Here is a 23,635-nt window from a genome sequence, read left to right as displayed (position 1 = left end):
GGCGGGGCGGTGTGGCTGGACACCCGCCTGCACCGCGAGCAGGTGTTCGGTGACTACGCCGGGCGACCCGGCCCCGGCCGCGGAACCAACTGGTTGATCGTCGGCTCCGACAGCCGACAGGGCCTGGACGCTCAGCAGCAGCAGGCTCTGGCCACCGGCGGTGACATCGGCACCGGACGCACCGACACGATCCTGCTGGTGCACGTGCCCGCCCTGGGGTCGGCGACGCCGACGACCATGGTGTCGATCCCGCGCGACTCCTACGTGCCGATCCCCGACCACGGCAAGGACAAGGTCAACGCCGCGTTCGCCATGGGCGGAGCGCCGCTGCTGGTGCAGACGGTGGAGCAGGCCACGGGGCTGCGCCTCGACCACTACGTCGAGATCGGCTTCGGGGGGTTCGCCGCCGTCGTGGACGCGCTCGGCGGGGTGACCGTGTGCCCGAGCACCCCGCTCGTCGACCCGCTGGCCGGCATCGACCTGCCGGCGGGTTGCCAGCGGCTCGACGGCGGCAAGGCGCTCGGGTACGTCAGGACGCGCGACACCCCGCGCGCGGACCTGGACCGGATGGTCAACCAACGCCAGTTCGTGTCGGCGCTGTTGCACGACGCGAGCAGGCCGGCGGTATGGCTGAACCCGTGGCGCTGGTACACGGTGCCCCGCGCGGCCGCCGACGCCCTGACCGTCGACCGGGGCGATCACGTCTGGGACCTGGCGCGGCTCGCCTGGGCGCTGCACGGATCGACGAGCACCATGACGGTGCCCATCGGTGAATTCGCCGACGGCGACGCGGGATCGGTGGTGCTGTGGAATCGCGGTGAGGCGGGCCGACTGTTCGACGCGTTGGCCGCCGACGCGCCGCCGCCCACCGGCGCCGACGGGGCGAACTAGCTAGCCGCCGGCCTCCCCGACCCGGCCGCTCTGCAGCCACGCCTTGGTCCGCCCCGGGTGGTGCGTGGCGAGCCAGGCGACCCCGACGTCGCGGCAGAAGTCGATGTCTTCGTATTCGTCGACGTTCCAGCAGTAAACGGCGCGGCCCTGCGCGATCGCCCGATCCGCCAGTTGCGGGGACTCCTTGAGCGTCAGCAGCGACGGCCCGACCGCGGTGGCGCCGACGGCGGTGGCCGCACCGCTGGTCAGGTAGCGCGCCGTGCGGCCGAGCAACACCGTGGGCAGCAGCGGCGCGGCGCGCCGGACCCGCCAGACGGCGGCCGCCGAGAACGACATCACCACCGCCCGGGACCGGTCCGCCGAGGCGGGCGCGGCGATCCCGTACCGCTGCAACAGCGCCAGCAGCTTGGTCTCCACCAGTGAGCCGTACCGGACCGGGTGTTTGGTCTCGATGAACAGTTTGACCGGCCGGTGCCAGTCCAGGACGAGGGAGACCAGGGCGTCCAGGGTGAGCAGGCTGGTGTCCCCGTGGGTGCCGTCTTCGCGCCAGCTGTCGTGCCAGGCGCCGTACTCGAGCTCGCTCAGCTCCGCGAGGGTCATGGTGCTGACCAGGCCGGCTCCGGTCGAGGTCCGGTCCAGCCGGCGGTCGTGCACGCAGACCAGGTGGCCGTCGCGGGTCAGCCGCACGTCGCATTCGACGCCGTCGGCGCCCTCCTTGAGGGCGAGGTCATAGGCCGCCAGCGTGTGTTCGGGCCGCGCGGCGGATGCACCGCGATGGGCGACAACATACGGATGCCCGGCGAGCACCTCGTCGGCCCACGTCATTCCCCTATGCTGCCGGTTCCTGCCCCTGCAACTCAACCGGGGCGGGCGCGGCCGAGGTCGCGGGGCCTTCCTCGCCGACAACGACCCAGCGGTGCGCGGGGCGCTCCACGGGTTTGCGCTGGAATCCCTCGAACACCCGGCCGGCGGCGGCCACCGTCGCGGCCGCGAAGACGTAGGCGAACACCATCGCGACGGTGTTGTTGGCGATGCCCTGCGCGTCGGTGGCGAAGCTGGTCACGATCGCGAACGCGGAGACGACGTAGCTGCAGACCCACGCGAGCCACCACTGATTGATGGTGGCGCGCAGCCGCGGGTAGTGATCCTCCAGGATCGCCAGCTCGATCACGTAGACCGGAGCCCACAACAGATTGATCAGGGGAACGGCGCAACCCGCCCACAGAGCCCGGTCGGAGCGCTGTTCGGACAGGCCCTGGTGGGCGAACACCGCGGCCCGCCGGGCGATCAACCAGCGGATCAGCGTGACACCCGCGACGATCACCGCGGCGGCCGCGGCCACGCTGGCGAGCACGCCCAGCCAGTCCGCGGCGAGGGCCACCCAATTGTTGAGCAACGTGTTGCGGTTGATCACCAGGAGCACGTACCGCACGACGTAGACCAGCGCGGCGACGGCCAGGGTCAGGACGCTGACGAAGACGGTGGTGCGCACGGCGGCCGCCGACGGGCCCCGGCGCGCGGGGGCGTCGGCGACGTCGGGCGCCGGTGCGACATGGTCGGCCAGGGTCCACCGCGGCATGACCGCATAGCGCGGCGTGGGGCCCAGCGGGCGGCGCCGACGCGGCGGGCGCGGCGCGGCGCCCGGCCGCATGGCGATCCAGCGGTAGCCCGGCGGCAGCCGCGGCGGCGTGCGTTGGCCGGCCACCACGGCGGTCGGCCGCGGCGGGGCCGGGGCGACGGGGGCGCCGGGCGCACCCCAGCGCGGGTCGACCGCCGGCGCCTCCGGCGACGGCGCCAGCAGCGCGCCCCGGCAGCGAGGGCACCACTCGCGGCGCCGATCGCGCACGTTCCAACGCGTGCCGCACTGGGAGCACACCTGGATCACCGGACCAGCCTAGCGGGGCGCAGGATCTCATCGACATAGGTCGGCAACCAACTCGCCCGAGGGGGACTATCCACAGTTTCCACAGGTTTATCCACACGTCGGCGCTGGGTATGAATCACATCACTCCAGCCTTTACCGGCTAACCGTGGTGTAACTGTGGATAACACCCCGGTGTCGAACGCGTGCCATAGACAGCCCTGAATCGGTCGTTGAGCGAAATGAATTGCCCGGCTAAGCACTCGCCTGGCGCTGCGGCGCCCGGCACGGCGCCGCGCTCACCGCGGCCCGCACCCAGCCCGAGCCGAGCCTCCGCCCCAGTTCAGCGCAGTATTTTCCAACTCGACGCCGAAGCGTTATGATCGCGTTCGCTAAACTGTTTGTGACTCACCTCACTTGCTGGGGTGACCTGGGGGGTGGAAGGCGATAGATGGCCACGCAGTCGTTCGGTCCGGGGTCACCGGCCCCGTCGAAGTCGTATTGCGGCTCAGCCGCGTGGAACCACAGCTACAGTGTCGCGGCCTTGCGCGCCGGCCTGATCGCGTTGGCGTTACTCGCCGTCCTCGCCCTCATCGTCTTGTCGTAGCCGCGCAGCGCCATCGCCTCGGGCGCCCCACCTCCCCAGCGTGTGCGCCCCACCGCCTTCCTTGCGGTGTGAGCGGCGATGGAGCAGGGTTGGTGAAGGCTGGCCTCCCTGTGGCAGGCCCGCGCGCGCGAGCGCCAAGACACAATCGAAGAAAGGAATGCCGTGGCTGAATACACCCTGCCCGATCTGGACTGGGACTACGCAGCGTTGGAACCGCACATCTCGGGGCAGATCAACGAGATCCACCACACCAAGCACCACGCCACCTACGTCAAAGGTGTGAACGACGCTCTCGCCAAGCTCGAAGAGGCACGCGCCAACGAGGACCACGCTGCGATCTTCTTGAACGAAAAGAACCTGGCTTTCCACCTCGGCGGTCACGTCAACCACTCGATCTGGTGGAAGAACCTGTCGCCGAACGGCGGGGACAAGCCGACCGGTGACCTGGGCGCGGCGATCGACGACGCGTTCGGCTCGTTCGACCGGTTCCGGGCGCAGTTCAGCGCCGCGGCCAACGGCCTGCAGGGGTCGGGTTGGGCGGTCCTGGGTTATGACACCCTCGGCGGCAAACTGCTGACCTTCCAGCTCTACGACCAGCAGGCCAACGTCCCGCTGGGCATCATCCCGCTGCTCCAGGTGGACATGTGGGAGCACGCCTTCTACCTGCAGTACAAGAACGTCAAGGCGGACTACGTCAAGGCCTTCTGGAACGTGGTGAACTGGGCGGACGTCGAGAAGCGGTACACGGCCGCGACGTCGAAGGCTCAAGGACTGATTTTCGGCTGAGACCTCTTTCGATCGGTGGGGGCGTCGCGCACTGCGCGGCGCCCCCGTCGTTTGTCGGCGCACCGTCACATAACTTCCGCCGTGTCGGGTTGCACCCTGCCTAAACCGCAGGCATGCTTAATCATTCGAGCTACAGAGTGGTTATTCGAAGCGGACGCGGCGCGCGGAGGTTCGAAATGGAAACTGGCTCGGAACGACCGATAGGCGTTTCCCCCTTCCATTCTCGTGGTGCCCTGAAAGGGTTCGTAATATCCGGGCGGTGGCCCGATTCGACAAAAGAATGGGCCCAATTGCTCATGGTTGCGGTCCGCGTGGCGTCGCTGCCCGGATTGCTTTCCACGACAACGGTATTCGGCGTCCGGGAAGAGTTGCCCGACGAACCCGAACCCGGAACGGTCGGCCTGGTCCTGGCTGAGGGCACGGTCTTCGGTGAATCAGCAATCCAGCCAGGCTATTTCGCCGACCACCAGCCCCCCGCGTTGCTCATGCTGCACCCGCCCTCGGAAACCACGCCGTCCCTGCCCGAATGCACCGGCGCGGCGTCGGGATGCGTGCTGCTGCCCGGCCTGCCCTACTTGGGTCTCGAGCACCGCGCCGCCTGGGTGGAGGCCGAGGCCGACGGCACCATCACCTCGATGGTGAGCCGGGTCGGCGTCGACCCGATCAGTCACCCCGACACGGCCATTCTTGCAATGCTGCTTGCCGCTTAACGCATTTCCCCCGCGGGCATTTCGGCCCGCGAATCGCACAATTACGGCCGCCCGAACTCCGCCGCCATGCTGGCGCACGCCGAAAAGCCCTATTAGCCTTGAACCGTTAGCGAAGGGGAGTAGCCCCTAATCGTCGAGTCGACACACTGGCGCAACGCCCGGCCGGCGAACCGGATTCGTATTCGGTGGGCGAGACCTTCGACCGGAGTTCGATGACCTCGTCGTCGACGACGCGTCGAAAGGCCTCCCTATGCTCGCCGCCGCGCTGTTGACCCTGGGCGTCGTCTTCGTCGCCGAACTGGGCGACCGGTCGCAATTGATCACCATGACGTACGCCCTGCGCTATCGGTGGTGGGTGGTGCTCGCGGGGGTGGCCGTTGCCGCGTTCGCCGTCCACGGCGCCTCGGTGACGATCGGCCATTTCCTGGGCGCCACTCTGCCGGCGCGGCCGATGGCGTTCGCGTCGGCGATCGCCTTCTTCGCCTTCGCGGTATGGGCGTGGCGGGAGGGCAGCGACGACGAGGACGTCGCGACGTCCGGCGAACCGCGATTCGCGATCCTGACGGTGGTGGGTTCGTTCGTGCTCGCCGAGCTCAGCGACAAGACCGCGTTGGCGACGGTCACGCTGGCCAGCGATCACGACTGGACCGGCGTGTGGATCGGCTCGACCGTGGGCATGGTGTTGGCCGACGGGTTGGCGATCGGGGTCGGATCGCTGCTGCACCGGCGCCTCCCGGAGCGGCTGCTGCACGCCGCGGCCAGTCTGCTCTTTCTCGTCTTCGGAATCTGGATACTTTTCGACACCGCGCTGGGCCGGCCGTGGGCCGCGGTCGTGGCGACCGTCGCGGTCGTGGCAGCTACCGCGGTCGCGGCCGGGGCACCCGCCAGGCGACGCCGCAGGCGTTTAGCTGCGGCCGGGACCGGGCCGTCGGGCGAGGACACCGGTGAGCTCCGCTCGGACCATCCCGGACGTCGGCCGCCGCCGGACTGACCCCGTTCGTTTCCCGCACGATTTCCGGGGCAGCAGCAAAGCGGTTGTCGGCGTAGCCCGGATGCCGTTCTCGTTGCGGTGCGATCGCACAGCGGGGCCCGTCCCGCCGCCTGCCGGTCCGTCGCGGCCCGGGCCCGCCACTTCCCTCCGGTTACCGAATTCTGCGGATAACCTGTGAGTTTCGTGGAGTTGGTGGACACTCCAGCGAATCAGTTAGACGCTCGTCAAGTGCACTGTTGGCGTTCGCCAGCTACGTCGATAGTCAAAGCCTAAGGGTTTGCACCTGGTTACGATCACAAACCCTCGCTACCATGATCAGCAAATACACATAGGTAATAGTTCACTTCTTAAGCTCAGTGGAGGTGCCAATAATGAGCACGACGTTCGCTGCTCGCCTGAACCGCTTGTTCGAGACGGTCTATCCCCCGGGCCGGGGCCCGCATACCTCCGCGGAAGTGATCGCTGCACTCAAGGCCGAGGGCGTCACCATGTCGGCGCCCTACCTGTCTCAGCTACGGTCGGGCAACCGGACCAATCCGTCGTCGACCACCATGGCCGCGCTCGCCAACTTCTTCCGGATCAAGCCGGCGTATTTCACCGACGACGAGTACTACGAAAAGCTCGACAAAGAGCTGTCGTGGCTGGCCACCATGCGCGACGAGGGTGTGCGCCGCATCGCCCTGCGCACCGCCGAGCTGTCCCCGGAGGCACAGCACGAGGTGATGCAGCGGGTGAACGAGTTGCGCCGCGTCGAGCACCTGGACGCCTAGCCCGGCCTCGAATAGCCCACACGTCGTGGCGGCCCGCACCGGCTCGCCGCCCCGCCCTGGCGAACGCGCATCCGCCCATCCCGATTAGGGTTGGCTGACGGATCGCGCACGCGCGAGAGCGACAGTCGACGAGAGACCGGGAGGCGGCCGGCAATGGGCCTGTTCCGCAAGCGAAAGAGCCGCGCGACGCGCCGGGCTGAAGCCCGCGCCATCAAGGCCCGCGCCAAGCTCGAAGCCAAACTGGCCGCCAAGAACGAGATTCGCCGCTTCAAGACCGCGCACCGGGCGGAGGAGAAGGCGCTGCGCGCCCAGATCCGGGCGCAACGGGATAGCGACCGCAACGCGTTGAAGGTCGCGGAGGCGGAACTCAAGGCGGTCCGGGAAGGCAAGCTCTTTTCGCCGACGCGGATTCGCCGAGTCCTGACGGTGTCCCGCCTGCTCGCGCCGGTCCTCACGCCGATCATCTACCGGGCCGCCGTCTCGGCGCGCGCGCTGGTCGACCAGCGACGCGCGGACCAGCTCGGCATCCCGCTGGCCCAGATCGGGCAGTTCTCCGGTCACGGCGCCGAACTGTCCGCCCGGATCGCCGGCGCGGAGAAGTCCCTGCGGTCGGTGCAGGACAGGAAGCCCCGCGACGCCGAGACCAAGCAATTCGTCACCGCCATCACCGATCGCCTCGCCGACCTGTCGGCGGCGGTCACCGCCGCCGAGAACATGCCGGCCGGGCGCCGCCGCGCCGCGCACGCCGCGATCGCGGCGCAGCTCGACGGCATCGAGGCTGACTTGATGGCCCGCCTCGGGCTGGGCTGAGGCCATGCCGTTGCCCCGGCGCACGATCCCGCGACTGCTGATGGCGGTGGCCGCCCTGTCTGCCGGCTCGATGACCCAGCTCGCGGTGGCGTCGGCGCACGTCCACGCCACCAGCGACAACGCGGTGCGCGGCGCGACGGCCATCGTGACCTTCCAGGTGCCCAACGAATCGAACACCGGCGCGACGACGACCGCGCTCACCGTCGCCCTGCCCGACGTCGCGTCGGCGCGCACGGAGACCGTGCCGGGATGGACCGCCAAGCTGGACCGCGACGCGGCCTCCGGCGGCGTGCACTCCGTGACCTGGACGGCGGTGCCCGGCGGCGGGATCGCGGTGGACCAATTCGCGCTGTTCCGGATCTCGATGAAGTTGCCCGACACGGCCACCGTCAGCTTCCCCGCCACCCAGACGTACTCGGACGGCACGGTGGTGAAGTGGGATCAGCAGCCGCCACCCGGCGGTGGGGAGCCCGAGTACCCGGCGCCCGCGCTGAGCCTGGGCGCGAGCCCTGCCGGCGGCCACGACCACCACCAGGCGGGTGGCGGGGGTGATGCGGCGGGGTCGGCGGCGCCGGCGACCGCGCCGGACAACACGGCCCGCGTGCTGGGCGGAGCGGCGCTGGTCCTGGCCGCGGCGGGGATCGCGGTCGCGTTGGTGCGCCGCCGGGCATGAGGCGCCTGGCGGTCGCCGCGGGCGTCGGCGCCCTGCTGGTGCTCGCCGCCGTGACCGCACCGGCGGCCTCCGCGCACGCCGCCCGGGTGGCCACGGACCCGGCGGACCGGGCGTCGCTGGCCAGCGGCCCGCCGCGCGTCAGCGCCACCTTCAACGAACGCCTGCAGACCACCTTTGCCGCCATGACCGTGGTCGGGCCCGACGCCAACCTGTGGTCCAGCGGCGACGCCGCCGTGCAGGGCGCCGTGGTCAGCGTGGCGCTGCGGCCCCTGGGGCCGGCGGGCACCTACACGGTCCACTACCGCGTGACCTCGGCGGACGGCCACGTGGTGTCCGGCTCCTGGTCTTTCGACCTCAGCACGCCCGGCACCGGAACGCCGGGGCCCCCGGCGGCGGGCCCCGCCGGCCCCGCGCGCGGCCTGCCGGTGTGGCCGTTCGTCGCCGCCGCGGTGGCCCTCGTCGGCGGCGGTGCCGTGTGGGCGCGGCGGCGGCGCTGACCGGCCGCCAGCGGTGACCGGGGCGTGCAAACCCCGTCCTGGCATGATGGGACCAATAGCCCGGTGAGCTAGACCAACGACGACAGCAATGCTCGAGGAGCGGCCGCATGGCAGACCCGCAGGACCCCGCCGAGAACGACGCCGACGCGCCACCGGTCCCACCGCAGCAGGCGCCGCCGGAGCAGGCGCCGCCGGCCAAGGCGGCGAAGAAGGCCGCGAAGGCGCCAACAAAGAAGGCGCCAGCCAAGAAAGCGCCGGCCGCCAAGAAAGCGCCGGCCAAGAAGGCGCCGGCCAAGAAGGCGCCGGCCAAGAAGGCCCCGGCGAAAAAGGCCGAGCCCCCGCTCGCCCAACCCGTCGACCAGCCCGTCGGCATCCCACAGCGAATCGAGACTAACGGCGACCTCACCGCCGCGGCCAAAGACGCCGCGGCGCAGGCGAAGTCGACCGTCGAAACCGCCGAGAATCCGGTGTCCCCCGACGTCGCGGCGGCCGCGCTCCAGCAATCGCCGGTGCCGTGGATCGTCGCGCTGGCGGTGAGCCTGCTGGCCGTGCTCTTGATCCGCCAACTGCGGCGCCGCTGAGCGCCGCCCATGCGTCTAACCTGTCAGGCGTGACAGTCACTTTCCAACCGACCGCCGATCTGGTCGACGACATCGGGTCCGACGTCCGCTCGTGTGACGTTCAGTTTCGCCAATTCGGCGGCCGCGCCGAATTCGCCGGCCCGATCAGCACCGTGCGCTGTTTCCAGGACAACGCCCTGCTGAAGTCGGTGCTCTCCGAGCCGGGCAACGGCGGCGTGCTGGTGATCGACGGGGCCGGCTCGCTGCACACGGCGCTGGTCGGCGACGTGATCGCGGAGCTGGCCCGGTCCAACGGCTGGGCCGGGCTGATCGTCAACGGCGCGGTGCGCGACGCCGCCACCCTGCGCGGCCTCCAGATCGGCATCAAGGCGCTCGGCACGAATCCGCGCAAGAGCACCAAGACGGGCGCCGGTGACCGCGACGTCGACATCACCCTCGGCGGAATCACGTTCGCGCCCGGCGAGATCGCCTACAGCGACGACGACGGCATCGTCGTCGTCTAGCCGCTAAGCCGCGACTTTCGCCGGCTTCTTGCTGAATCGCAGGCCCTCGTCGTCGATCTTGCCGCGCCGGATGGTGCGCATGTCGAAGAAGTAATTCTGCTTGAGCCGCCACGGGGCCCGCGACCCCGACTTGGGCAGGATGTGCATCGAGCGCTGGAAATAGCCGGGGTTGAAGTCCATGAACGGCAGCTCGTCGACGTCCTCGCCCGGCCGCTGCGGCTCCACGATGTCGAAGCCCTTCGCGTCCATGTAGTTCAGGAGCCGGCAGACGTACTCCGACACCAGGTCGGCTTTCAACGTCCACGACGCGTTGGTGTAGCCGAAGGTGATGGCGAAGTTCGGCACGTCGGAGAACATGCAGCCCTTGTAGGTCATCAGCGACGGCAGGTCGAAGGGCTCGCCGTTGCGGGTCGGCGTCAGCCCACCCAGCAGCTGCATGTTCAATCCCGTTGCGGTGACGATGATGTCGGCCTGCAGCTCTTCACCGGAGGTCAGCTTGATGCCGGTCTTGGTGAACCGCTCGATGGTGTCGGTGACCACGTCGGCCTTGCCGTGGCGGATGGCGCGGAAGAAGTCGCCGTCCGGGGCCAGGCACAGCCGCTGGTCCCAGACGTTGTAGCTGGGCCCGAAGTGCTTCTCGACGTCGTAGCCCTGCGGCAGGCGCCGCTGCGCCATCGTCATCAACGTCTTGCGCATGTAAGCCGGCGCCTTGCGGGACAGCTGGTACTGGAAGGTGCTGAACGCGATGGCTTTCCACCGATTCGCTACGTGGGCGAGCCGGTCGGGCAACAGGCGGTTGGTCCGTTCCGCGAACGGATCCACGCCCGGCAGCGAGCCGATGTATGTCGGCGACCGCTGCAGCATGGTGACGTGGCCGGATCCCGAATTGACCAGTGCGGGAATCAAAGTGATGGCGGTGGCACCCGATCCGATGACGATGATCTTCTTGCCCGAGTAATCCAGATCTTGCGGCCAGTGTTGCGGGTGCACGATGGTTCCCTCGAAGTCGTCCGATCCGGCGAACGTCGGCGAGAAGCCCTCGTCGTAGTTGTAGTAACCGGTGCAGGCGAACACGAAGGAGGCGGTGATGTCGCGTTGCTGCCCACCGCTTTCCACCGTGACGGTCCACTGATTGTCCGCGTCGGACCAGTCGGCGGCGACCACCCGATGCCCGTAGCGGATGTGCTGCTCGATCCCGTTCTCCACGGCGGCCTCCTTGATGTAGGCCTTGATCGACGCGCCGTCGGCGATGGACTTCGCCGAGCGCCACGGCTTGAACCGGAACCCGAGGGTGAACATGTCCGAGTCGGATCGGATCCCCGGGTATTTGAACAGGTCCCACGTTCCGCCCAGGTCGTCGCGACGCTCCAAGATCGCGTAGCTCTTGGATGGGCAGCGCTGTTGGAGGTGCCAGGCGGCGCTAACGCCCGAGATGCCAGCGCCGACGATGACGACGTCGAGGTGCTCAGTCATGCGGCTACGTTATCAACGCCGTGTCGAGTCGGTCAACACCTTGTTGAACTATTGAACACGCTGTCGAATTTCTCGACGCTGTGTAAACTAGCGGCCGTGACTGCCGTCGGCTCTGCACGCACCCCCCGCGGCCGGCGTTCGGCGCGCCCGTCCGGCGACGACCGGGAACTGGCGATTTTGAGCACCGCCGAGCGGCTGCTGACCGAACGTCCGCTCGCCGACATTTCGGTCGACGACCTGGCCAAGGGTGCCGGGTTGTCCCGCCCTACCTTCTACTTCTACTTCCCGTCCAAAGACGCCGTGCTGCTCACCTTGTTCGAACGCGTGGTCATCGAGGCCGATTCGGCGCTGGAGACCATGGTCGCCAACCCACCCGCCGACCTGAAAGCGTTGTGGCGCACCGGTATCAACGTCTTCGTCGAGACGTTCGGGACCCATCGGGCGGTTTCGCTGGCCGCCGATGCGGCGCGCACCAATTCCGAGGTCGGCGAGTTGTGGTCGCGGTTCATGCAGAAGTGGGTGGACCACAGCACCACGGTCATCGAAGCCGAGCGCGCCCGCGGCGCGGCCCCGGTGACCCTGCCGGCCCATGATCTGTCCGCGGCGCTGAACCTGCTCAATGAAAAGGTGATGCTCGCCGCGTTCGCCGACGCGACGCCATCGGTGCGCGACGAGCAGCTGCTGGACACCCTGGTGCACATCTGGGTGAGCAGCATTTACGGCGAGGGCGCCTGACCACCCGACCGTTGTCGGCCCGCCATGCGAACATACGTTCGTGGACTGCGAGGCGTCCATCCTGCACGCGGACCTGGACTCGTTCTATGCGTCGGTCGAACAGCGCGACGACCCGACGCTGCGCGGCCTGCCCGTGATCGTCGGCGGTGGGGTGGTGCTGGCGGCCAGCTACGAGGCCAAGGCCTACGGCGTGCGCACGGCCATGGGCGGCGCCCAGGCGCGGCGGCTGTGCCCGCACGCCGTCGTGGTGCCGCCCCGCATGCAGGCCTACTCGCGCGCCAGCGGCGCCGTCTTCGAGGTGTTCCGCGACACGACGCCGCTGGTGGAGGCGCTTTCGGTGGACGAGGCGTTCCTCGACGTCGGTGGATTGCGCCGGCTCTCGGGCAGCCCGGTCGCCATCGCGGCCCGCTTGCGGGCCGACGTCCGGGAGCGCGTCGGCTTGCCGATCACGGTCGGCGTCGCGCGCACGAAATTCCTGGCCAAGGTGGCCAGCCAGGAGGCCAAGCCCGACGGGCTGCTGCTGGTTCCGCCGGACCGCGAGCTGGAGTTCCTGCGACCGCTGCCGGTGCGCCGGCTGTGGGGCGTCGGCGCGGTGACGGCCGCCAAGCTGCAGGCGCACGGCATCGTGACCGTCGCCGACGTCGCCGAGCTCAGCGAGTCGGCGCTTGCCTCGCTGGCCGGTGCGGCGATGGGTCGCCAGCTCTACGCGCTGTCGCGCAACATCGACCGCCGCAGGGTGACCACCGGGATCCGCCGCCGGTCCGTGGGCGCCCAGCGAGCGCTGGGCAGGGCGGGCAGCGGGATGTCGGCCGCGGAGGTCGACGCCGTGGTCGTCGGGCTGGTCGACCGCATCACCGGTCGCATGCGCACGGCCGGGCGCACCGGCCGCACGGTGGTGCTGCGCCTGCGGTTCGCCGACTTCAGCCGCGTCACCCGGTCGCGCACGCTGCCGCGGGCGACGTCGTCGACGGCGCCGATCCTGGCCGCTGCCCGGCAACTGGTCGCGGCGGCGGCGCCGCTGATCGCGCAGCGAGGCCTCACCCTGGTCGGCTTCGCGGTGTCCAACATCGACCGGGGCGGCGCCGAGCAGCTGATGCTGCCGCTCGCCTCGGATTCGCCGGTGGTGGATGCGGCCGTCGACCGGGTGCGGCAACGCTTCGGTAAGTCCGCGCTGACGCCGGCGGTGTTGATCGGCCGGGATTCGGGTATAGAGGTGCCATATCTCCCCGACTGATCCGGCGTTCGCTGGGCGTGGTTGGTAACGAATTCGTTTCTCCCACATGACATTTGGAGGATATGAGCTTCATTTGAGGAGCGGCTCTCGACGGGCGCGCGGATGCGTATCGGCTGTAGGCTCGCGGAAACCCCACCTCGAAAGTGAGTAACTGAACGATGCCGTCGTCAGACACAGCGCGCACCAGCGGCCCGCCTCGCGAAGGCCTCCTCCTCGGATACAGCGCGATACTCGCGCTCTCGGCTGGCTTCGTCAACGCGGTGGCGTTGCTGATCCTGGCGTTGCCGGTCGGCAATCTCACCGCGATCACCACTCAGCTGGGCATGAACACGGCCAATCCGTGGCTGTACGAAGGCCACGTGCTGGCCGCCATCCTGTTCGGGTTCCTGGCGGGAGCGACGATGGCCGGGGTGGTGTTGGCGCCCACCGAGGCGCTGGCCGGCCCCCGCCATGCCGTCGTGTTGTTCACCGAGGCGGCGCTTCTCGTGCTGGCCGCGGCCGGTGTCGAGGAGACGTTCGTCAAGGCGCAGATCATCTCGCTTGGGGTCGAGGAGACCGCCGTGCAGGCGATGTTCGCCGCCATGGCCCTCGGCCTGCAAAACGGCATGACGTCCAGCTTCCGCGGGATGGCGATCCGCACCACGCACTTCACCGGGACCGTCACCGACCTCGGTCTGATGCTCGGGCGCAGCTGGCAGGACGGCATCCAGAAGTGGAAGGCGGCGATACTCGTGACCACGCTGCTGCTGTTCCTCGGCGGCGGCATCGCCGGGATCGTGTTCGGCGCCCGCTTCGGCGGCTACTCGCTGCTCATCCCGGCGGCGACGTGCGCGCTGGTGGCCGCGGCCAACGTGCTGCACAGCCGCGCCAACAGCGACGACACCTCCGCCGAGGTCCGGGAACCGGTGAGCGTCTGAGCCGTCAGCTCCCGGCCCATTCCAGCAGCTTGCGCTGCGGCCAGGTGTTGACGATCCGGTCCACCGGAACTCCCGCGTCCAGCGCGCGCTGCGCGCCGTAGCCGAGGAAGTCCAGCTGGCCCGGTGCGTGGGCGTCGGTGTCGATGCTGAACAGGCAGCCCATCTCCAGGGCCAGGTTCAGCAGCCGGGTGGGCGGGTCGCGCCGCTCGGGCCGCGAGTTGATCTCCACCGCGGTGCCATGATCGCGGCACGCCGCGAACACGGCCTCGGCGTCGAAGCTGGATTCGGGCCGGATGCCGCGATTGCCCGAGACCAGCCGCCCGGTGCAGTGCCCGAGCACGTCGGCGTGCGGATCGGAGACGGCCCGTACCATCCGCCGGGTCATCGCCGCGGCGTCCATCGACAGCTTGGAGTGCACGCTGGCCACCACCACGTCGAGGCGTTCCAGAAGCTCGGGCTCCTGGTCCAGGCTGCCGTCATCAAGGATGTCCACCTCGATGCCGGTGAGGATGCGCAGCGGGGCGAACTGCTCGCGCAGTCCGTCGATCACGTCCAGCTGCTGGCGCAGCCGCTCCGGGGACAGGCCGTTGGCGATCGTCAACCGCGGCGAGTGATCGGTCAACGCGCAATACTCGTGGCCCAGCGCGACGGCGGTGGCCATCATCTCCTCGATCGGCGCGGAGCCGTCCGACCAGTTGGAGTGCAGATGCAGGTCACCGCGCAGCGCGGACCGGATCTCACCGCCGCCGAGATCCTCAGCGGCCGAGCGCAATTCGACTAACAGGTCCGGTTCACGGCCCGACCACGCCTGATCGATCACCTTGGCGGTCTTGGGTCCGATGCCCGGCAGCGACTGCCAGCTGTTGGCCTGGCCGTGCCGCTCCCGCGCCGCGTCGTCGAGGGCCGCCACGACGTCCGCGGCCTTGCGGTACGCCATGACGCGCCGAGGGTCCTGGCGGCTCCGATCCTTGAAGTAGGCGATCTGCCGCAGGGCTGCTACCGGATCCATGTCCCCAGTGTGCCCGGCCTGCTACAGCAGCTGCCCGGCGACGAAGCCGCACAACAGCACGCCGAAGCCGCCGACTTCGCCGGCGATCAGCAGCGCCATCGCGACCGCGAGGGACCGATCTGCACCGTCGAATTGGTTGACGGTGTCGCGGCGGGCCCCGTGGGCGACGTAGCTGAGGATCGCCGCGACGAAGAAGAACACCACCACGCCGGCGGCGGCCAGATTGACCCACGCGGCCCACGCGCTGAGCTCTACGAAGACCGCGAGCAACAGGGTCGCGAAGGAGTAGAGCAGCGCCGCGCGGTGCGCGATGTCGACGTAAGGATGCGCGCGGTGATCGTCGGAGACCATCATCTGCCGGTATTTCCAGACCCCCAGCAGCAGGGCCAGCAGGAAGATCAGGCCGGCCGCCAACAGGGTCAGTTTGGTGTCGAGTCCGAGCGAGCCAGTCATCGTGCGGCTGAGTTTAGTTGCGCTTCATAAAGAGCGACTAACGTCGTTTTTATGCGATTCGCGTTCAAAACCTCACCACAGAACACCACCTGGGCCGACATGCTGGCTGTCTGGCAGGCCGCCGACGACATGGACGTCTTCGAATCCGGGTGGACGTTCGACCACTTCTACCCGATCTTCGCCGACAGCAGCGGCCCTTGCCTCGAGGGCTGGACCACCCTGACCGCGCTGGCGCAGGCCACCAAGCGCCTGCGGCTGGGCACCTTGGTGACGGGCATCCACTACCGCCACCCCGCAGTGCTGGCCAACATGGCCGCGGCCCTCGACATCATCTCCAACGGGCGCCTCGAGCTCGGCATCGGCGCGGGCTGGAACGAGGAGGAGTCGGGCGCTTACGGCATCGAACTGGGCAGCATCAAGGAACGCTTCGACCGGTTCGAGGAGGCCTGCGCCGTGCTGACCAGCCTGCTCAGCGAGGAGACCACCGACTTCGACGGCGCCTTCTATCAGCTCAAGGGCGCGCGCAACGAGCCGAAGGGGCCGCAGCGGCCCCACCCACCGATCTGCATCGGTGGCAACGGGGAGAAGCGCACCCTGCGGATCACCGCGCGCTACGCCCAGCACTGGAATTTCGTCGGCGGCACGCCCGACGTCTTCGCCCACAAGCGCGACGTCTTGGCTGCGCACTGCGCGGACATCGGCCGCGATCCCCAAGAGATCACCCTGTCGGCGCACCTGCGGCTGGAGCCGGACCTCGACTACGGCAAGGTGATCGCCGACGCGGCGGGCCTGGCCGCCGAGGGCCTGGACCTGGGCATCGTCTACCTGCCCCCGCCGCACGACCCCGCGGTGCTGGAACCGCTCGCGGAAGCCATCCGCGATTCGGGATTGCTCACCGGCTGACGCTCTCTGGGCCGGCGCTCCCCTCTTCGTCCCGCCGAGCAAACCGTCGGGCCCGCCTGTGTGGCGCGGGCCCGGCGGTTACGCACCGAAGGACAGGAGATCCGCGGCGGTGACCAGGCGTTCGTGTCTGGCGGGGAACTCGCGGCTCTTCACCGGGTGGCGCAGCCAGGACCAGGCAATTCGCCCCATCCGCGATCGAGGTACTGGGTTGATGTGCACAGTGATCACTCCTGCGATCGGTTCGTTCAGCCGGGACTCCCATACGACGCCCGTGTGATGGGGCCCACAGACACCTATTAGACAACAGGTTCTGGCAAACGTTGGGAGACGCGCCGGACGCTTTTCCGCGTGTTTCTGCTGTGACTAATGTGACTACTGAAGCGGCACGGCGGTCGGCTTGACGGGGGCGGGCAACGCCGTCGACCCCATCAGATACCGGTCCACGGCCGCCGCGGCGGCCCTGCCCTCGGCGATCGCCCAGACGATCAGGGACTGCCCGCGGCCCATGTCCCCGGCAACGAACACGCCGGGCACCGAGGTGTCGAAATCGGCCCCTCGGGCGACGTTGCCGCGTTCGGTGAGCTTGACGCCGAGGTCGGTCAGCAGGCCCTCCCGCTCGGGGCCCACGAATCCCATGGCCAGCAGCACCAAATCGGCGTCGAGCTGGAAGTCCGAGCCCTCGACTTTCTCGAACTTGCCGTCGCGCATGGTGACCTCGTGCGCCTTGAGCCCCGTCACGTGCCCGTCCTCGCCGAGGAACTCCTCGGTGTTCACCGAGAACACCCGCTCGCCACCCTCCTCGTGCGCCGACGACACCCGGTACATCAGCGGGTAGGTCGGCCACGGGGTGGATTCGGCGCGGGCCTCCGGCGGGCGCGGCATTATCTCGAACTGGTGCACGCTGGCGGCACCTTGACGGTGCGCGGTGCCCAGGCAGTCGGCCCCGGTGTCACCGCCGCCGATGATGATGACCTTCTTGCCCTTGGCGGTGATCGGCGGCTCGCCGTCCTCGCCCAGGACGTCGTCGCCCTCCTGCACCCGGTTGCCCCACGGCAGGTACTCCATCGCCTGGTGGATGCCGTCGAGGTCGCGCCCGGGGACGGGCAGGTCACGCCCTGCGGTGGCGCCGCCGGCCAGCACCACCGCGTCGAAGTCGCGGCGCAGCTCCTCGGCCGTGATGTCCACGCCGACGTTGACGCCCGCGCGGAATTCCGTTCCCTCGGCGCTCATCTGGTCCAGCCGTCGATTCAAGACGCGCTTTTCCATCTTGAATTCCGGGATGCCGTAGCGCAGCAACCCCCCGATGCGGTCGGCCCGCTCGAGCACGGTGACGGTGTGCCCCGCCCGGGTCAGCTGCTGGGCGGCGGCCAGACCGGCCGGGCCCGAACCCACCACGGCCACCGTCTTCCCGGTCAGCTTGGTCGGCGGCAGCGGCTGCACGAAGCCCTCGTCGAAGGCGTGGTCGATGATCTCCAGCTCGATCTGCTTGATCGTCACCGGGTCCTGATTGATGCCCAGCACGCAGGCCGGTTCGCAGGGCGCCGGGCACAGCCGGCCGGTGAAGTCCGGGAAGTTGTTGGTCGCGTGCAACCGGTCGATCGCCTCGCGCCAACGCCCCCTGCGCACCAGGTCGTTCCACTCCGGAATCAGGTTGCCCAGCGGACACCCGTTGTGGCAGAACGGAATACCACAGTCCATGCAGCGCGTGGCCTGCTCGCGCAGGATCTCGTCGTCGAATTCCTGGTAGACCTCGTTCCAGTCCTTCAACCGCAACGGCACGGGCCGCCGCTTGGGCAGTTCCCGGTGCGTGTACTTCAGGAAACCAGTCGGGTCAGCCATGAGCCGCCGCCATGATCGCCTTGTCCACATCCACGCCGTCGCGCTCGGCCTGCGCGATGGCGGCCAGCACCTTCTTGTAGTCCTTGGGCATCACCTTGGCGAAATGCCGCTGCTCGTTGCGCCAGTCGGCCAGGATGCGTTGCCCCACCGCGGAATCGGTGGCGTCGACGTGCGCCTGGATGATGCCGTGCAGGAAATCTGCGTCGTCGGAGTCGATGGACTCGAGCTCCACCATCTCGGTGTTCAAGTTGTCGGGTAACTCCTCGTCGGGATCGTAGACGTAGGCGACGCCGCCGGACATGCCCGCCGCAAAGTTGCGACCGGTGCTGCCGAGGATGACCACCCGTCCACCGGTCATGTATTCGCACCCGTGGTCCCCGACGCCCTCGACCACTGCGTGGGCGCCCGAGTTGCGAACCGCGAACCGCTCGCCGACCACACCGCGCAGGAAGACCTCGCCGGTGGTGGCGCCGAACAGGATGACGTTGCCGCCGATGATGTTGTCCTCGGCCACGTAGTCGGCCGGTGCGTTGTCGGACGGCCGCACCACGATTCGGCCGCCGGACAGGCCCTTGCCGATGTAGTCGTTGGCGTCTCCGTACACCCGCAAGGTGATGCCCTTGGGCACGAAGGCGCCGAAGCTGTTGCCCGCGGAGCCGTCGAACGTGATGTCGATGGTGCCGTCCGGCAAGCCCTGTCCGCCATAGGCTTTCGTCAGCTCATGGCCGAGCATGGTGCCCACCGTGCGGTTCACGTTGCTGATGGTGGTGGAGAACCGCACCGGCTTGCCGGAGTCCAACGCCTCGCGGCTCATCACGATCAACTGCTGGTCCAGCGCCTTGTCCAGCCCGTGGTCCTGGCGTGAGCTGCAGTACAGGTCCTGGTTCATGAACGCCGATTCCGGCTCGTGCAGCACCGGCGTCAGGTCCAGCTTGTGCGCCTTCCAGTGCGCCCGCGCCAGCGTGGTGTCCAGCGCACCCACCTGGCCGACGGCCTCGTTGAACGTGCGGAAGCCCAACTGCGCCATGTACTCCCGAACTTCCTCGGCGATGAACATGAAGAAGTTCTCGACGAATTCCGGCTTGCCGGAGAACCGCTCGCGCAGCAGCGGGTTTTGCGTCGCCACACCCACCGGGCAGGTGTCCAGGTGGCACACCCGCATCATGATGCAGCCCGCGACCACCAGGGGGGCGGTGGCGAACCCGAACTCCTCGGCGCCCAGCAGCGCCCCGATCATGACGTCCCGCCCGGTCTTGAGCTGACCGTCGACCTGGACCACGATCCGGTCGCGTAACCCGTTGAGCAGCAACGTCTGTTGCGTCTCGGCCAGGCCCAGCTCCCACGGCGCGCCGGCGTGCTTCATCGACGTCAGCGGCGTGGCACCGGTGCCGCCGTCGTGACCGGAGATGAGCACGACGTCGGCGTGCGCCTTGGAGACGCCGGCCGCCACGGTGCCGACACCGTTCTCGGAGACCAGCTTGACGTGGACCCGCGCCGCCGGGTTGGCGTTCTTCAGGTCGTGAATCAGCTGCGCCAGGTCCTCGATGGAGTAGATGTCGTGGTGCGGCGGCGGCGAGATCAGCCCGACACCCGGCGTCGAGTGTCGGACCTCGGCCACCCACGGGTACACCTTGTGGCCCGGAAGTTGGCCGCCCTCACCGGGTTTGGCGCCCTGGGCCATCTTGATCTGGATGTCGGTGCAGTTCGTCAGGTAGTGCGAGGTGACGCCGAACCGCGCCGAGGCGACCTGCTTGATCGCGCTGCGCCGCCAGTCACCGTTGGGGTCGCGGTCGAATCGCTTGACGTCCTCGCCGCCCTCGCCGCTGTTGGAGCGACCGCCCAGGCGGTTCATCGCGATCGCGAGCGTCTCGTGCGCCTCGGCGGAGATCGAGCCGTAGCTCATCGCCCCGGTGGAGAACCGCTTGACGATCTCGCTGGCCGGCTCGACCTCGTCCAGCGGCACCGGGGGCCGCACTCCGGCACGGAATTTCAGCAGTCCGCGCAGCGACGCCATCCGCTCGCTCTGGTCGTCGACCAGGCGGGTGTACTCCTTGAAGATCTTGTACTGGCCGGTGCGGGTGGAGTGCTGCAGCCGGAACACCGTCTCCGGGTTGAACAGGTGGTACTCACCCTCGCGGCGCCACTGGTAGTCCCCGCCCACCTCGAGCTCGCGGTGCGCGCGCTCGTCGGGCCGGTCGAGGTTCGCCAGGTTGTGCCGCGTGGCCACGTCGGCGGCGATGTCTTCCAGCGTGATCCCGCCGGTCGGGCACGCCAGCCCGGTGAAGTACTCGTCGAGCACGTCCTCGGACACGCCGACGGCCTGGAACAGCTGGGCGCCGGTGTAGGACGCCAGCGTCGAGATGCCCATCTTGGACATAACTTTGAGCACGCCCTTGCCGGCGGCCTTGACGTAGTTGGTCAGCGCCTTGTCACGGTCGATGCCGTCGATCACGCCGCGGTCGAGCATGTCCTCGATCGACTCGAAGGCCAGGTACGGGTTCACCGCGGCGGCACCGCAGCCCACCAGCATCGCCATGTGGTGCACCTCGCGGGCGTCGCCGGATTCGACGACCAGGCCCACGTGGGTGCGGGTCCGCTCGCGCACCAGGTGGTGGTGCACCCCGGCGACGGCGAGCAGCGACGGTATCGGCGCCAGCTTCTCGTCGGATTCGCGGTCGGACAAGATGATGACCCGGGCGCCGTCGGCGATCGCGGCCGACGCCTGCGCACGCACATCGTCGAGTGCCACCGCGAGCCCGGCGCCGCCCTCGGCGACCGGGTACAGACAGTGAATCACCTTGGAGCGCATGCCATGTGGCCGCCCGTTGACCTCGTCGTTCGGGTCGAGGTTGATCAGCTTGGCCAGCTCGCGGTTACGCAGGATCGGCTGGCTCAGCGCGATCTGGTGGCACGAGTTCTCGTCCGGGGTGAGCAGGTCGCGCTCGCCACCGGTGGTGCCCTGCAAGCTGGTCACCACCTCCTCCCGGATGGCGTCCAGCGGCGGGTTGGTCACCTGCGCGAAGAGCTGCTGGAAGTAGTCGTAGAGCATCCGCGGGCGTTGGGACAGCACCGCGACCGGGGTGTCGGTGCCCATCGAGCCGATCGGTTCTGCACCGGCGCGCACCATGGGTGCCACCAACAGGTTCAGTTCCTCGTAGGTGTAGCCGAAGGTCAACTGGCGCTGGACAAGCCGGTCGTGCGGCATCCGCTTGTAGTTGCCCTGCGGCAGATCCTCGAGCGCTACCAGCCCCTGGTCGAGCCACTCCTGATACGGGTGCTCGGCGGCCAACTCGGCCTTGATCTCCTCGTCGGAGACGATGCGGCCCTGCTCGGTGTCGACTAAGAACATGCGGCCGGGCTGCAACCGCATCCGGCGCACCACCTTGGCCGGGTCGAGGTCCAGGACGCCGGCCTCGGAGGCCATCACCACCAGACCGTCCTCGGTGACCCAGATCCGGGAGGGGCGCAGGCCGTTACGGTCCAGCACCGCGCCGACGATGGTGCCGTCGGTGAACGTCATCGACGCCGGGCCGTCCCATGGCTCCATCAGGGATGCGTGGTACCGGTAGAACGCCCGCCGCGCCGGGTCCATCGACTCGTTGCGCTCCCAGGCCTCGGGAATCATCATCAGCACGGCGTGCGGCAGGCTGCGCCCACCCAGGTGCAGCAGCTCGAGCACCTCGTCGAAGCGGGCGGTGTCGGAGGCCCCCGGCGTGCAGATCGGGAACAGCTTCTCCACGTCGGACTCCGAGCCGAACACCTCGGTCTTGATCAGCGCCTCGCGGGCGCGCATCCAGTTCTCGTTGCCGGTGACGGTGTTGATCTCCCCGTTGTGCGCGATGCGCCGGAACGGGTGGGCCAGCGGCCACGACGGAAAGGTGTTGGTGGAGAACCGCGAATGCACGATGCCCAGGGCGCTGGTCAGCCGGCTGTCCTGCAGGTCGAGGTAGAACGCCTTGAGCTGCGGGGTGGTCAACATGCCCTTATAGACGAACGTCTGACCGGAAAGGCTTGGGAAATAGACGGTTTCGCGGCCGGGGCCGTCCTGGCCCGGCCCCTTGGTGCCGAGTTCGTGCTCGGCGCGCTTGCGCACCACGTAGGCGCGGCGCTCCAGTGTCATGCCCGAGGCGCCGGCCATGAACACCTGCCGGAACGTGGGCATCGCGTCACGGGACAGCGCGCCCAGCGACGAGTCGTCGGTCGGCACGTTGCGCCAGCCGAGCACCGTGAGGCCCTCGGACTCGGCGATCTTTTCCACCGAGGCACAGGCGGCCGCGGCGTCGCGGGAAGACTGCGGCAGGAACGCGATCCCGGTGGCGTAGCTGCCGGGCGGCGGCAGCTCGAACTCGACGACCTCACGCAGGAAGGCGTCGGGTACCTGGATCAGGATGCCCGCGCCGTCGCCGCTGCGCGGCTCGGCGCCCTGGGCGCCGCGGTGCTCGAGGTTCAGCAGCGCGGTGATGGCCTGGTCCACGATTTCGCGGGTACGACGGCCGTGCATATCGACGACCATGGCGACCCCGCACGCGTCGTGCTCGAACGCGGGGTTGTATAGCCCGACGCGCTTGGGCGTCATATGCACCTGACCCTTCACCTGGAACGTTTCACGCGGCCGTTAGCAGCAGCTCCGACGAGCCAGCACCCCCGAGGTTGCGGGCGTGATCCCTTCGGCCTTGTCTCGAGGGGCTGTGCTCCAGGCGGAATTGATCCCGCTGGGGATGCGTCCGTGCAGCTCTGAACGGTGGCCTGGAACCGGTCTCGACAAGTCGTAAAACGATATGACAATACCCGCCTGACATGCCAACTTCGATAAGTCTAGCCGCCACGCGGCAGGTGCGTAAATTTCGCTGAGGCCGCCGTTCGCCAAACCCGCAGGCGCGGTGTTTCGGTGTCGTTAAATTCCCCACAACAGGGCTGGGCCCCGCGGCGGGCGCGCGCGCCCCGTCCCGGCGCGGGAGTTTGCTGGCGGGGCCGGCGACGTCGGGCACGGTGTTGCTGAACTGATATCCGCGCGTGCTCAGCGCGCAACCGGCGGTACCGCGCTGCCGCCCTGGTCAGCACAGGCTAAGTTTGCAGCGTGGCGCACCGCGCCGCGTGGCCGATACTGGAGGAGTAACGGTCCACCTCCGGCGGCGGACGTCAGACCGTGGCGCTCATCACGTGGCGAGTGTGTCGCGACCGACAGTGAGCGCGAGGATCCATCGACCGGCACTCGAGGAGCCCATGAACGAGCGCGACGAATTCCTGCGGGACCGTCTGCAGCCCGACCGGCCCGCCGCCCCGGCGCCGCGACCGCCCGGCTTGACCCCCCGGGAGCCCGTGGCGCCCCCCTCCGCACAGTGGCCGGCCCCGCCGCGGGCCGGTGGCCGGCTCGCCACCGAGCACGTACAGG

The 23,635-nt window shown here is 69.0% G+C and carries 22 protein-coding genes; 15 read left to right on the top strand and 7 right to left on the bottom strand.

Annotation, left to right across the window (positions count from 1 at the left end; translation table 11 throughout):
- On the top strand, positions 1-891 hold an 891-nt coding region (locus A5700_RS16225), incomplete at its 5' end, for an LCP family protein (protein WP_231991418.1).
- On the opposite strand, the gene A5700_RS16220 is transcribed toward A5700_RS16225, so the two are convergent.
- The gene (locus A5700_RS16220; protein ID WP_068072333.1) at positions 892-1,716 is read right to left on the bottom strand and encodes a glycerophosphodiester phosphodiesterase; all 825 of its coding nucleotides are present in this window, start codon (positions 1,714-1,716) and stop codon (positions 892-894) included. It lies immediately after the preceding gene.
- 4 nt (positions 1,717-1,720) lie between these two features.
- A complete protein-coding gene (locus A5700_RS16215) occupies positions 1,721-2,776 on the bottom strand; it encodes a DUF4328 domain-containing protein (RefSeq protein ID WP_068204845.1) in 1,056 nt (351 codons plus the stop codon).
- 427 nt (positions 2,777-3,203) lie between these two features.
- On the opposite strand from A5700_RS16215, the gene A5700_RS26620 reads away from it, so the two are divergent.
- From A5700_RS26620 to rraA, 10 genes are all read left to right on the top strand, one after another.
- The gene (locus tag A5700_RS26620; RefSeq protein ID WP_197502895.1) at positions 3,204-3,359 is read left to right on the top strand and encodes a hypothetical protein; all 156 of its coding nucleotides are present in this window, start codon (positions 3,204-3,206) and stop codon (positions 3,357-3,359) included.
- A gap of 162 nt (positions 3,360-3,521) precedes the next feature.
- Positions 3,522-4,145, top strand: coding sequence for a superoxide dismutase (locus A5700_RS16210; protein ID WP_068072336.1), 624 nt, complete (start codon positions 3,522-3,524; stop codon positions 4,143-4,145).
- Between the two features lie 176 nt (positions 4,146-4,321).
- Positions 4,322-4,855, top strand: a complete 534-nt coding sequence (locus tag A5700_RS16205; protein WP_068072339.1) for a peptidase — start codon at positions 4,322-4,324, stop codon at positions 4,853-4,855.
- Between the two features lie 250 nt (positions 4,856-5,105).
- Positions 5,106-5,846: a TMEM165/GDT1 family protein gene (locus tag A5700_RS16200; RefSeq protein WP_068072342.1), complete on the top strand. Its 741-nt coding sequence runs from the start codon at positions 5,106-5,108 to the stop codon at positions 5,844-5,846.
- A gap of 371 nt (positions 5,847-6,217) precedes the next feature.
- Positions 6,218-6,616, top strand: a complete 399-nt coding sequence (locus tag A5700_RS16195; protein ID WP_068072345.1) for a secretion protein EspR — start codon at positions 6,218-6,220, stop codon at positions 6,614-6,616.
- Positions 6,617-6,769: 153 nt separating this feature from the next.
- Positions 6,770-7,426: a DUF6474 family protein gene (locus A5700_RS16190; RefSeq protein ID WP_068204843.1), complete on the top strand. Its 657-nt coding sequence runs from the start codon at positions 6,770-6,772 to the stop codon at positions 7,424-7,426.
- Positions 7,427-7,430: 4 nt separating this feature from the next.
- Positions 7,431-8,099, top strand: a complete 669-nt coding sequence (locus tag A5700_RS16185) for a YcnI family protein (protein WP_068072352.1) — start codon at positions 7,431-7,433, stop codon at positions 8,097-8,099.
- The gene (locus A5700_RS16180; protein WP_068072355.1) at positions 8,096-8,596 is read left to right on the top strand and encodes a copper resistance CopC family protein; all 501 of its coding nucleotides are present in this window, start codon (positions 8,096-8,098) and stop codon (positions 8,594-8,596) included. Before A5700_RS16185 ends, A5700_RS16180 begins: the two co-directional genes overlap by 4 nt.
- A gap of 107 nt (positions 8,597-8,703) precedes the next feature.
- Positions 8,704-9,177 (top strand): nucleoid-structuring protein H-NS, encoded by a 474-nt coding sequence (locus A5700_RS16175; protein ID WP_068072358.1) that lies wholly within the window; start codon positions 8,704-8,706, stop codon positions 9,175-9,177.
- 29 nt (positions 9,178-9,206) lie between these two features.
- Complete coding sequence (rraA, locus tag A5700_RS16170) at positions 9,207-9,680, top strand: ribonuclease E activity regulator RraA (protein WP_068072361.1); 474 nt, start codon at positions 9,207-9,209, stop codon at positions 9,678-9,680.
- 3 nt (positions 9,681-9,683) lie between these two features.
- Here rraA and A5700_RS16165 read toward each other — a convergent pair whose 3' ends face one another.
- The gene (locus A5700_RS16165; protein ID WP_068072363.1) at positions 9,684-11,153 is read right to left on the bottom strand and encodes an NAD(P)/FAD-dependent oxidoreductase; all 1,470 of its coding nucleotides are present in this window, start codon (positions 11,151-11,153) and stop codon (positions 9,684-9,686) included.
- Between the two features lie 96 nt (positions 11,154-11,249).
- On the opposite strand from A5700_RS16165, the gene A5700_RS16160 reads away from it, so the two are divergent.
- The 3 genes from A5700_RS16160 (at position 11,250) to A5700_RS16150 (ending at position 14,039) form a co-directional block, all read left to right on the top strand.
- Positions 11,250-11,888 (top strand): TetR/AcrR family transcriptional regulator, encoded by a 639-nt coding sequence (locus A5700_RS16160; protein WP_068072390.1) that lies wholly within the window; start codon positions 11,250-11,252, stop codon positions 11,886-11,888.
- Positions 11,889-11,928: 40 nt separating this feature from the next.
- Positions 11,929-13,122 carry a DNA polymerase IV gene (dinB, locus tag A5700_RS16155; protein WP_068072366.1) on the top strand — a complete coding sequence of 398 codons (1,194 nt, stop codon included), beginning with the start codon at positions 11,929-11,931 and terminating at the stop codon, positions 13,120-13,122.
- A gap of 158 nt (positions 13,123-13,280) precedes the next feature.
- Positions 13,281-14,039: a YoaK family protein gene (locus A5700_RS16150; RefSeq protein WP_068072369.1), complete on the top strand. Its 759-nt coding sequence runs from the start codon at positions 13,281-13,283 to the stop codon at positions 14,037-14,039.
- 4 nt (positions 14,040-14,043) lie between these two features.
- Here A5700_RS16150 and A5700_RS16145 read toward each other — a convergent pair whose 3' ends face one another.
- Complete coding sequence (locus A5700_RS16145) at positions 14,044-15,048, bottom strand: PHP domain-containing protein (RefSeq protein ID WP_068072372.1); 1,005 nt, start codon at positions 15,046-15,048, stop codon at positions 14,044-14,046.
- A gap of 21 nt (positions 15,049-15,069) precedes the next feature.
- Positions 15,070-15,501 (bottom strand): hypothetical protein, encoded by a 432-nt coding sequence (locus A5700_RS16140; RefSeq protein WP_068072375.1) that lies wholly within the window; start codon positions 15,499-15,501, stop codon positions 15,070-15,072.
- 51 nt (positions 15,502-15,552) lie between these two features.
- Here A5700_RS16140 and A5700_RS16135 point away from each other — a divergent pair, with 51 nt between their 5' ends.
- Positions 15,553-16,404 carry an LLM class F420-dependent oxidoreductase gene (locus tag A5700_RS16135; RefSeq protein ID WP_068072377.1) on the top strand — a complete coding sequence of 284 codons (852 nt, stop codon included), beginning with the start codon at positions 15,553-15,555 and terminating at the stop codon, positions 16,402-16,404.
- Positions 16,405-16,776: 372 nt separating this feature from the next.
- On the opposite strand, the gene A5700_RS16130 is transcribed toward A5700_RS16135, so the two are convergent.
- Together A5700_RS16130 and gltB are read right to left on the bottom strand one after the other, a co-directional pair.
- Entirely contained in the window at positions 16,777-18,243 is a 1,467-nt protein-coding gene (locus A5700_RS16130) for a glutamate synthase subunit beta (RefSeq protein ID WP_068072379.1), read from the bottom strand.
- On the bottom strand, positions 18,236-22,819 hold the full coding sequence (gene gltB / locus A5700_RS16125; RefSeq protein ID WP_068072381.1) for a glutamate synthase large subunit: 4,584 nt from the start codon (positions 22,817-22,819) through the stop codon (positions 18,236-18,238). Before gltB ends, A5700_RS16130 begins: the two co-directional genes overlap by 8 nt.
- Positions 22,820-23,635: the final 816 nt, after the last annotated feature.

The sequence above is a fragment of the Mycobacterium sp. E1214 genome (assembly GCF_001666755.1).
Lineage (GTDB): Bacteria > Actinomycetota > Actinomycetes > Mycobacteriales > Mycobacteriaceae > Mycobacterium.
This window is presented reverse-complemented; position numbering and strand designations above follow the sequence as displayed.

Coding starts and splice junctions, on each gene's coding strand:
- A5700_RS16220 (WP_068072333.1), bottom strand. CDS start 1,716: ATGACGTGGGCCGACGAGGTGCTCGCCGGGCATCCGTATGTTGTCGCC.
- A5700_RS26620 (WP_197502895.1), top strand. CDS start 3,204: ATGGCCACGCAGTCGTTCGGTCCGGGGTCACCGGCCCCGTCGAAGTCG.
- A5700_RS16205 (WP_068072339.1), top strand. CDS start 4,322: ATGGAAACTGGCTCGGAACGACCGATAGGCGTTTCCCCCTTCCATTCT.
- A5700_RS16200 (WP_068072342.1), top strand. CDS start 5,106: ATGCTCGCCGCCGCGCTGTTGACCCTGGGCGTCGTCTTCGTCGCCGAA.
- A5700_RS16195 (WP_068072345.1), top strand. CDS start 6,218: ATGAGCACGACGTTCGCTGCTCGCCTGAACCGCTTGTTCGAGACGGTC.
- A5700_RS16190 (WP_068204843.1), top strand. CDS start 6,770: ATGGGCCTGTTCCGCAAGCGAAAGAGCCGCGCGACGCGCCGGGCTGAA.
- A5700_RS16185 (WP_068072352.1), top strand. CDS start 7,431: ATGCCGTTGCCCCGGCGCACGATCCCGCGACTGCTGATGGCGGTGGCC.
- A5700_RS16180 (WP_068072355.1), top strand. CDS start 8,096: ATGAGGCGCCTGGCGGTCGCCGCGGGCGTCGGCGCCCTGCTGGTGCTC.
- A5700_RS16175 (WP_068072358.1), top strand. CDS start 8,704: ATGGCAGACCCGCAGGACCCCGCCGAGAACGACGCCGACGCGCCACCG.
- A5700_RS16165 (WP_068072363.1), bottom strand. CDS start 11,153: ATGACTGAGCACCTCGACGTCGTCATCGTCGGCGCTGGCATCTCGGGC.
- A5700_RS16150 (WP_068072369.1), top strand. CDS start 13,281: ATGCCGTCGTCAGACACAGCGCGCACCAGCGGCCCGCCTCGCGAAGGC.
- A5700_RS16145 (WP_068072372.1), bottom strand. CDS start 15,048: ATGGATCCGGTAGCAGCCCTGCGGCAGATCGCCTACTTCAAGGATCGG.
- A5700_RS16140 (WP_068072375.1), bottom strand. CDS start 15,501: ATGACTGGCTCGCTCGGACTCGACACCAAACTGACCCTGTTGGCGGCC.
- A5700_RS16135 (WP_068072377.1), top strand. CDS start 15,553: ATGCGATTCGCGTTCAAAACCTCACCACAGAACACCACCTGGGCCGAC.
- A5700_RS16130 (WP_068072379.1), bottom strand. CDS start 18,243: ATGGCTGACCCGACTGGTTTCCTGAAGTACACGCACCGGGAACTGCCC.
- gltB (WP_068072381.1), bottom strand. CDS start 22,819: ATGACGCCCAAGCGCGTCGGGCTATACAACCCCGCGTTCGAGCACGAC.